The sequence below is a fragment of the Pseudomonas sp. RW407 genome (assembly GCF_003176655.1).
GTDB classification, from domain to species: domain Bacteria; phylum Pseudomonadota; class Gammaproteobacteria; order Pseudomonadales; family Pseudomonadaceae; genus Pseudomonas; species Pseudomonas delhiensis.
Genome location: NZ_QGSL01000088.1, coordinates 591,708 through 599,775, shown reverse-complemented (window position 1 = coordinate 599,775; position 8,068 = coordinate 591,708). Strand labels below are relative to the sequence as shown.

At 66.3% G+C, this 8,068-nt stretch carries 8 protein-coding genes and 1 pseudogene; all 9 read left to right on the top strand.

What is annotated here, in order from left to right:
- Nucleotides 1-318 precede the first annotated feature (318 nt).
- Nucleotides 319-1,059 carry a 30S ribosomal protein S2 gene (rpsB, locus tag DK254_RS09230; protein WP_074985305.1) on the top strand — a complete coding sequence of 247 codons (741 nt, stop codon included), beginning with the start codon at nt 319-321 and terminating at the stop codon, nt 1,057-1,059.
- Between the two features lie 125 nt (nt 1,060-1,184).
- Nucleotides 1,185-2,054, top strand: coding sequence for a translation elongation factor Ts (gene tsf / locus DK254_RS09225; RefSeq protein WP_109933537.1), 870 nt, complete (start codon nt 1,185-1,187; stop codon nt 2,052-2,054).
- A gap of 204 nt (nt 2,055-2,258) precedes the next feature.
- Nucleotides 2,259-2,996 (top strand): UMP kinase, encoded by a 738-nt coding sequence (gene pyrH / locus DK254_RS09220; protein WP_009616635.1) that lies wholly within the window; start codon nt 2,259-2,261, stop codon nt 2,994-2,996.
- Nucleotide 2,997: 1 nt separating this feature from the next.
- Nucleotides 2,998-3,555 (top strand): ribosome recycling factor, encoded by a 558-nt coding sequence (gene frr / locus DK254_RS09215; protein ID WP_109933536.1) that lies wholly within the window; start codon nt 2,998-3,000, stop codon nt 3,553-3,555.
- Between the two features lie 16 nt (nt 3,556-3,571).
- Nucleotides 3,572-4,327: a polyprenyl diphosphate synthase gene (uppS, locus tag DK254_RS09210; RefSeq protein ID WP_109933535.1), complete on the top strand. Its 756-nt coding sequence runs from the start codon at nt 3,572-3,574 to the stop codon at nt 4,325-4,327.
- Nucleotides 4,321-5,136, top strand: a complete 816-nt coding sequence (locus DK254_RS09205) for a phosphatidate cytidylyltransferase (RefSeq protein ID WP_109933534.1) — start codon at nt 4,321-4,323, stop codon at nt 5,134-5,136. The genes uppS and DK254_RS09205 overlap by 7 nt, the downstream gene beginning before the upstream one ends.
- Nucleotides 5,133-6,323, top strand: a complete 1,191-nt coding sequence (gene ispC / locus DK254_RS09200) for a 1-deoxy-D-xylulose-5-phosphate reductoisomerase (protein WP_109933533.1) — start codon at nt 5,133-5,135, stop codon at nt 6,321-6,323. Before DK254_RS09205 ends, ispC begins: the two co-directional genes overlap by 4 nt.
- Nucleotides 6,324-6,345: 22 nt before the next feature.
- On the top strand, nt 6,346-7,698 hold the full coding sequence (gene rseP / locus DK254_RS09195; RefSeq protein WP_109933532.1) for an RIP metalloprotease RseP: 1,353 nt from the start codon (nt 6,346-6,348) through the stop codon (nt 7,696-7,698).
- 73 nt (nt 7,699-7,771) lie between these two features.
- A pseudogene (locus DK254_RS09190) lies at nt 7,772-8,068 on the top strand (outer membrane protein assembly factor BamA); the annotation flags it as partial.

Here is an 8,068-nt window from a genome sequence, read left to right as displayed (position 1 = left end):
GGCTGGAGGCTGGAGGCTGGAGCGAGGAGTGCCTGCTCTTGTAGGAGCGAGCTTGCTCGCGAACGGGACTCGCGCCTACGCCGTTCGCGAGCAAGCTCGCTCCTACGAAAAGCGAAGAGCGGCGGTACGTCGTCCGGCTTCCAGCTTCTAGCCTGCAGCAGCTTTCTGTGATATAAAGCGCCCCGCTTTTGCAGGCTATGGCCTGTTCAAGCCTAACCCACACATGCATCGACACGATGACCTGGGTGCCCTTCGACGCGTTCGGGGGTTGGTCATTGGGATGCATGGAGGCCCAACCCGACTTATCGAGGAACTATCATGTCCCAAGTCAACATGCGCGATATGCTGAAGGCCGGTGTGCACTTCGGCCACCAGACCCGTTACTGGAACCCGAAAATGGGCAAGTTCATTTTCGGCGCGCGCAACAAGATCCACATCATCAACCTGGAAAAGACCCTGCCGCTGTTCAACGATGCCCTGACCTTCGTTGAGCGCCTGGCCTCGGGCAAGAACAAGATCCTGTTCGTCGGCACCAAGCGTTCCGCCGGCAAGATCGTCCGCGAAGAAGCTGCCCGTTGCGGCATGCCGTACGTCGACCACCGTTGGCTGGGCGGCATGCTCACCAACTACAAGACCATCCGTCAGTCGATCAAGCGCCTGCGCGAGCTGGAAACCCAGCAGCAGGACGGCACCTTCGACAAGCTGACCAAGAAAGAAGCCCTGATGCGCACCCGTGATCTGGAAAAACTGGATCGCAGCCTGGGCGGCATCAAGGACATGGGCGGCCTGCCGGACGCCCTGTTCGTGATCGACGTCGATCACGAGCGCATCGCCATCACCGAAGCCAACAAGCTGGGCATCCCGGTCATCGGCATCGTCGATACCAACAGCAGCCCGGACGGCGTCGACTACGTCATCCCCGGTAACGACGACGCCATCCGCGCCGTTCAGCTGTACCTGGGTTCGATGGCCGAAGCCGTACTGCGCGGCCGTCAGAACGCCCAGGGCGGTGCTGACGAGTTCGTCGAAGAAGCGCCGGCCGAATCCGCCGAAGGCTGATTCCGGGGCGTCCAGACGTCCAGCGGTGCGCAAAAAGGGGGCCTGGCCCCCTTTTTGCCACTCCCGAATTCCGCCCGGCCCGCCGGGCGATCTGGTTTTGAGAACCAACTCAAGAGGATTTGCAAATGGCAGAGATCACTGCAGCACTGGTTAAAGAACTGCGCGAGCGCACCGGCCAGGGCATGATGGAGTGCAAGAAGGCCCTGGTTGCCGCTGAAGGCGACATCGAGAAGGCCATCGACGACATGCGCGCTTCGGGCGCCATCAAGGCTGCCAAGAAGGCCGGCAACATCGCCGCCGAAGGTTCCATCGCGGTGAAAGTGGCCGACGACGCCAAGGCCGCCACCATCATCGAAGTCAACTCGCAGACCGACTTCCTGGCCCTGCAGGACGACTTCAAGAACTTCGTCGCCGCCAGCCTGGACAAGGCTTTCGTGCAGAAGCTGACCGACGCCGCTCCGCTGATCGCCGAGCAGGAGTCCGCCCGTGAGGCCCTGGTCGCCAAGTGCGGCGAGAACGTCAACATCCGTCGTCTGGCCCGCGCCGAAGGCGACGTGGTTGGCGCCTACCTGCACGGCCACCGCATCGGCGTACTGGTCACCCTGAAAGGCGGCAACGCCGAACTGGCCCGTGACATCGCCATGCACGTGGCTGCCAGCAACCCGCAGTTCCTGGACCCGTCGCAGGTTTCCGAGGACGCTGTGGCCAAGGAAAAGGAAATCTTCCTGGCGCTGAACGCCGACAAGATCGCCGGCAAGCCGGAGAACATCGTCGAGAACATGGTCAAGGGCCGTATCGCCAAGTTCCTCGCCGAAGCCAGCCTGGTCGAGCAGGCGTTCGTCAAGGACCCGGAAGTCAAGGTCGGCGACCTGGCCAAGAAAGCCGGTGCTGAAATCGTCTCCTTCATTCGTTTCGAAGTAGGCGAAGGCATCGAGAAGGTCGAGGCCGACTTCGCTGCCGAGGTTGCTGCTCAAGTAGCTGCATCCAAGCAATAAGACGGTTTCCACCGTCGCCCCGGAAGAGGCTGCCCGCTCGCGCGTGCGGCCTCTTCGTCAAACTGGGGAGGCCATTCGGGGCGGTCTCCGCGGCTTCGCACCGTTCGTCGGCTCGCGGCGCTGCTAGCCTGGTAGGGCCAGGCTTCCCCGACAGGCGCCCGGTCAGGCGCCCCGCATTCCACATCGCCGCAGGAGAAAAAGGTCATGGCTCAGCAGCTGAGCGCACGTCAACCTCGCTATAAACGCATTCTTCTAAAACTGAGCGGCGAAGCCCTGATGGGCAGCGAAGAGTTCGGTATCGACCCGAAAGTCCTGGACCGCATGGCCCTGGAGATCGGCCAACTGGTCGGCATCGGCGTCCAGGTCGGCCTGGTCATCGGCGGCGGCAACCTGTTCCGCGGCGCGGCCCTGTCGGCGGCCGGCATGGACCGCGTCACCGGCGACCACATGGGCATGCTGGCCACCGTGATGAACGGCCTGGCCATGCGCGACGCCCTGGAGCGCTCGAACATCACCGCCATCGTCATGTCGGCCATCAGCATGGTCGGCGTCACCGACCATTACGACCGCCGCAAGGCCATGCGCCACCTCGCCAGCGGCGAAGTGGTGATCTTCTCCGCCGGTACCGGCAACCCCTTCTTCACCACCGATTCCGCCGCCTGCCTGCGCGCCATCGAAATAGATGCTGACGTGGTGCTGAAGGCGACCAAGGTCGATGGTGTGTACACTGCCGATCCGTTCAAGGACCCGAACGCCGAGAAGTTCGAGCGCCTGACCTACGATGAAGTGCTCGACCGCAAGCTGGGCGTGATGGACCTGACCGCCATCTGCCTGTGCCGCGACCAGAAAATGCCGCTGCGGGTGTTCAACATGAACAAGCCGGGCGCGCTGCTGAATATTGTTGTTGGTGGTGCCGAGGGCACCCTGATCGAGGAGGATTGACATGATCAACGAGATCAAGAAAGAAGCGCAGGAGCGCATGGGCAAGACCCTGGAGGCCCTGGGCCACGCCTTCGCCAAGATCCGCACCGGCCGTGCGCACCCGAGCATCCTGGACAGCGTCATGGTGTCCTACTACGGCTCCGACACCCCGCTGCGCCAGGTCGCCAACGTCACCGTCGAGGATTCCCGCACCCTGGCCCTGAGCGTGTTCGACAAGAGCATGATCCAGGCGGTCGAGAAGGCCATCATGACCTCCGACCTAGGCCTGAACCCGGCCACCGCCGGCACCACCATCCGCGTGCCGATGCCGGCCCTGACCGAGGAAACCCGCAAGGGCTTCACCAAGCAGGCCCGCGCCGAGGCCGAGCAGGCCCGCGTCTCCGTGCGCAACATCCGCCGCGACGCCCTGGCCCAGCTCAAGGACCTGCAGAAGGAAAAGGAAATCAGCGAGGACGAAGAGCGTCGCGCCGGGGACGAGGTGCAGAAGCTCACCGACAGGTTCGTCGCCGAGATCGACAAGGCCCTCGAGGCCAAGGAAGCGGATCTGATGGCCGTCTGACGGCCAGGTTGCAGTCATGGACAAGACCAAGCTGGTGGCCGCGGTGCCACGTCACGTGGCCATCATCATGGACGGCAACAACCGCTGGGCGAAGAAGCGTCTGCTGCCCGGCGTCGCCGGGCACAAGGCCGGCGTCAGCGCGGTTCGTGCGGTGGTCAAGACCTGCGCCGAGGCCGGTGTCGAGGTTCTGACGCTGTTCGCCTTCTCCAGCGAGAACTGGCAGCGCCCGGTCGACGAGGTCGGCGCGCTCATGGAACTGTTCCTCATGGCCCTGCGCCGCGAGGTACGCAAGCTCGACGAGAACGGCATCCGCCTGCGCATCATCGGCGACCGCAGCCGCTTCCACCCGGAGCTGCAGGCCGCCATGCGCGAAGCGGAGAGCCTCACCGCCGGCAACAAGGGGCTGCTGCTGCAGGTGGCGGCCAACTATGGCGGCCAATGGGACATCACCCAGGCTGCCCAGCGCCTGGCCCGCGAAGTGCAGGCCGGGCACCTGGTGCCGGACGACATCACCCCCGAGCTGATCCAGGGTTGCCTGACCACCGGCGACCAGCCGTTGCCGGACCTGTGCATCCGCACCGGCGGCGAACATCGCATCAGCAACTTCCTGTTGTGGCAGCTGGCCTACGCCGAGCTGTACTTCTCCGATCTCTACTGGCCGGACTTCAAGAGCGCGGCGATGCGCGAAGCGCTGGCCGACTACGCCACCCGCCAGCGTCGCTTCGGCAAGACCAGCGAGCAGGTGCAGGCCGAGGTCCCCCCGTCATGCTGAAACAACGGATCCTCACGGCGCTGGTGCTGCTGCCCGTCGCGCTGGGTGGTTTCTTCCTCCTCGATGGCGCCGCCTTCGCGCTGTTCATCGGCCTGGTGGTGACCCTCGGCGCCTGGGAATGGGCGCGCCTGGCCGGCTACAGCGAACAGCCGGCCCGCGTCGGCTATGCCGGCGTGGTCGCGTTGCTCATGCTGCTGTTGTACTGGCTGCCGCAGCTGGCCGGCGCCGTGCTGCTGCTGGCGGTGCTCTGGTGGCTGCTGGCGACCGTGATGGTGCTGACCTACCCGGACAGCGCCTCCAGCTGGGGCGGCCGCTGGCGCCGCCTGCTGATCGGCCTGCTGATCCTGCTGCCGGCCTGGCAGGGCCTGGTGGTGCTCAAGCAGTGGCCGCTGGCCAACTGGCTGATCGTCGCGGTCATGGTCCTGGTCTGGGCCGCCGACATCGGCGCCTACTTCTCCGGCAAGGCCTTCGGCAAGCGCAAACTGGCGCCGCGGGTCAGCCCCGGCAAGAGCTGGGAAGGCTTCTACGGCGGCCTGGCGCTGAGCCTGGCGATCACCTTCGCGGTGGCCATCTACCGCGACTGGTCGGTGCGCGAACTGCTGCTGGCGCTGCCCTGCGCGGCCGTGGTGGTGGCACTTTCGGTGGTCGGCGACCTGACCGAGAGCATGTTCAAGCGCGAAGCGGGCCTGAAGGACAGCAGCAACCTGCTGCCGGGCCACGGCGGTGTCCTTGACCGCATCGACAGCCTCACCGCGGCCATCCCGGTCTTCACCGTGCTGCTCTGGGCCACCGGTTGGGGTACGCCATGAGCGCGCCACTGCAGGTCTGCGTGCTGGGAGCCACCGGCTCCATCGGCCTGAGTACCCTGGACGTCCTCGCGCGGCATCCGCAGCGTTACGGCGTCTTCGCCATCACCGGGCACTCCCGCCTCGCCGAGCTGGAAGCCCTGTGCCTGGCCCATCGGCCGCGCTTCGCGGTGGTTGCCAGCGACGAGCAGGCCCGCCACCTGCAGGGCGCCCTGCGGGCGGCCGGCCTGGAGACCCGCGTGCTGGTGGGCGAGCCGGGGCTGTGCGAGGTCGCCGGCCATCCCGAGGTGGACGTGGTCATGGCCGCCATCGTCGGCGCGGCCGGCCTCAAGCCGACCCTCGCGGCGGTGCAGGCCGGCAAGCGCGTGCTGCTGGCCAACAAGGAGGCGCTGGTGATGTCCGGCGCCCTGTTCATGCACGAAGTGCAGGCCCATGGCGCGGTGCTGCTGCCGATCGACAGCGAGCACAATGCCATCTTCCAGTGCATGCCCGGCGACTACGCCCGCGGCCTGGGTGCGGTCGGCGTGCGGCGCATCCTGCTGACCGCCTCCGGCGGCCCGTTCCGCGAGACGCCGCTGGAGCGGCTGGCGGAGGTCTCCCCGGAGCAGGCCTGCGCCCACCCCAACTGGTCCATGGGGCGGAAGATCTCCGTCGACTCGGCCAGCATGATGAACAAGGGGCTGGAGCTGATCGAGGCCTGCTGGCTGTTCGATGCCTCGCCGTCGAAGGTCGAGGTGGTGATCCACCCGCAGAGCGTGATCCATTCCCTGGTCGACTACGTGGATGGCTCGGTGCTCGCCCAGCTGGGCAACCCCGACATGCGCACGCCCATCGCCCACGCCCTGGCCTGGCCCGAGCGCATCGATTCCGGGGTATCCCCGCTGGATTTGTTCAGCATCGCCCGCCTGGACTTCCAGGCGCCCGACGAGCAGCGCTTCCCCTGCCTGCGCCTGGCGCGCCAGGCGGCCGAGGCGGGCGGCAGCGCGCCGGCGATGCTCAATGCCGCCAACGAGGTGGCGGTGGCCGCATTCCTCGAACGGCGCATCCGTTTCACCGAGATCGCGGTTATCATCGACGAGGTGCTGAACCGCGAGGCGGCCACGCCGGTCGAAAGCCTCGACGTGGTGCTGGAGGCCGACCGCCGCGCGCGCGAAGCCGCGCAGGCCTGGTTGCACGGGCGGGCTCGCTAGGCCCTGAGCCTTGGAGGTAGAGATGAGCGCACTTTACATGGTCGTCGGGTTGATCATCGCCCTCGGCGTCCTGGTGACATTCCACGAGTTCGGCCACTTCTGGGTGGCGCGCCGCTGTGGGGTCAGGGTGCAGCGCTTCTCGGTGGGCTTCGGCACGCCCCTGGTGCGCTGGCACGACCGCCACGGCACCGAGTTCGTGGTGGCCGCCATCCCGCTGGGTGGCTACGTGAAGATGCTCGACGAGCGCGAGGGCGAAGTGCCCCTCGACCAGCTCGACCAGGCCTTCAACCGCAAGACGGTGTTCCAGCGCATCGCCATAGTCGCGGCGGGCCCTGTGGCCAACTTCCTGCTGGCCATCCTGTTCTTCTGGATCCTCGCCATGCTGGGCACCCAGCAGGTGCGCCCGGTCATCGGCGCCATCGTGCCCGACAGCCCGGCGGCGCTGGGCGGCCTGGCCGCGGGCCAGGAAGTGCTGGCGGTGGACGGCGAGCCGGTGGACGGCTGGGCGGCGGTCAACCTGCGCCTGGTGCGGCGCCTGGGCGAGACCGGCGAGCTGGCCGTCAGCGTGCGCGAGCCGGGCTCTTCGGCCCAGAGCCTGCACCAGTTGCCGATCAAGGCCTGGCTGAAGAGCGCCGACAACCCCGACCCCATCGGCGGCCTGGGCATCCAGCCGTGGCGCCCGGCGATGCCGCCGGTGATCGCCGAGCTGGACCCGCAGGGCCCGGGCAAGGCCGCGGGCCTGGCCATCGGCGACCGTCTGCTGCGGGTGGACGGCCAGGCGGTGGACGACTGGCAGCAGGTGGTCGACAAGGTGCGCGCCCGTCCGGAGCAGTCGGTGAGCATCGCCCTGCTGCGCGACGGCCAGGAGCGTGAGCTGACGCTGAAATTGGCGGCCAAGGGCGAGGGCAAGGCCCGTGCCGGTTACCTGGGGGCCGGTGTCGCCGGCGGCCAGTGGCCGGCGGAAATGCTCCGCGAAGTCCGCTTCGGCCCGGGCGCCGCGGTGGGTGAGGCGCTCTCCCGGACCTGGTCGATGAGTCTGCTAACCCTGGATTCTCTAAAGAAAATGGTGCTGGGCCAGCTCTCGGTAAAAAACTTGAGCGGGCCGATAACCATTGCTAAAGTGGCGGGCGCTTCAGCCCAGTCCGGCGTAGGGGATTTTCTGCATTTCCTCGCCTATCTGAGCATAAGTTTGGGGGTTCTCAACCTGTTGCCGATTCCCGTCCTCGATGGCGGGCATCTGTTGTTCTACCTGGTCGAGTGGGTGCGTGGCCGCCCATTGTCAGAGCGGGTCCAGGCTTGGGGGATGCAGATCGGCATCAGCCTGGTCGTTGGGGTCATGTTGCTGGCCCTGGTCAACGATCTGAGTCGACTGTAGCTGCCATTGGGTTTCGGATCTGCCGCCTCACGCGGCAGATTCTTTATTTGTCAGTTGGAAAAAAAAGGACTCCATGAAACGCTTTCTGTTACCCGCGGCTCTTTCCGCGTTGATGATCGCCCAGGTTCACGCAGAGTCCTTCACAGTTTCCGACATCCGCGTCAACGGCCTGCAGCGCGTATCCGCGGGTAGTGTATTCGCCGCCCTGCCGCTGAACGTCGGCGACCAGATCGACGACCGCCGCCTGGTCGAGGCGACCCGCTCGCTGTTCAAGACCGGCTTCTTCCAGGATATCCACCTCGGCCGCGATGGCAACGTGCTGGTCATCGACGTGGTCGAGCGCCCGTCGATCTCCAGCATCGAGATCGAA

What these genes read in the sequence shown, in the direction of transcription:
- rpsB (WP_074985305.1), top strand. Translation starts at nt 319, where the DNA reads ATGTCCCAAGTCAACATGCGCGATATGCTGAAGGCCGGTGTGCACTTC.
- tsf (WP_109933537.1), top strand. Translation starts at nt 1,185, where the DNA reads ATGGCAGAGATCACTGCAGCACTGGTTAAAGAACTGCGCGAGCGCACC.
- pyrH (WP_009616635.1), top strand. Translation starts at nt 2,259, where the DNA reads ATGGCTCAGCAGCTGAGCGCACGTCAACCTCGCTATAAACGCATTCTT.
- frr (WP_109933536.1), top strand. Translation starts at nt 2,998, where the DNA reads ATGATCAACGAGATCAAGAAAGAAGCGCAGGAGCGCATGGGCAAGACC.
- uppS (WP_109933535.1), top strand. Translation starts at nt 3,572, where the DNA reads ATGGACAAGACCAAGCTGGTGGCCGCGGTGCCACGTCACGTGGCCATC.
- DK254_RS09205 (WP_109933534.1), top strand. Translation starts at nt 4,321, where the DNA reads ATGCTGAAACAACGGATCCTCACGGCGCTGGTGCTGCTGCCCGTCGCG.
- ispC (WP_109933533.1), top strand. Translation starts at nt 5,133, where the DNA reads ATGAGCGCGCCACTGCAGGTCTGCGTGCTGGGAGCCACCGGCTCCATC.
- rseP (WP_109933532.1), top strand. Translation starts at nt 6,346, where the DNA reads ATGAGCGCACTTTACATGGTCGTCGGGTTGATCATCGCCCTCGGCGTC.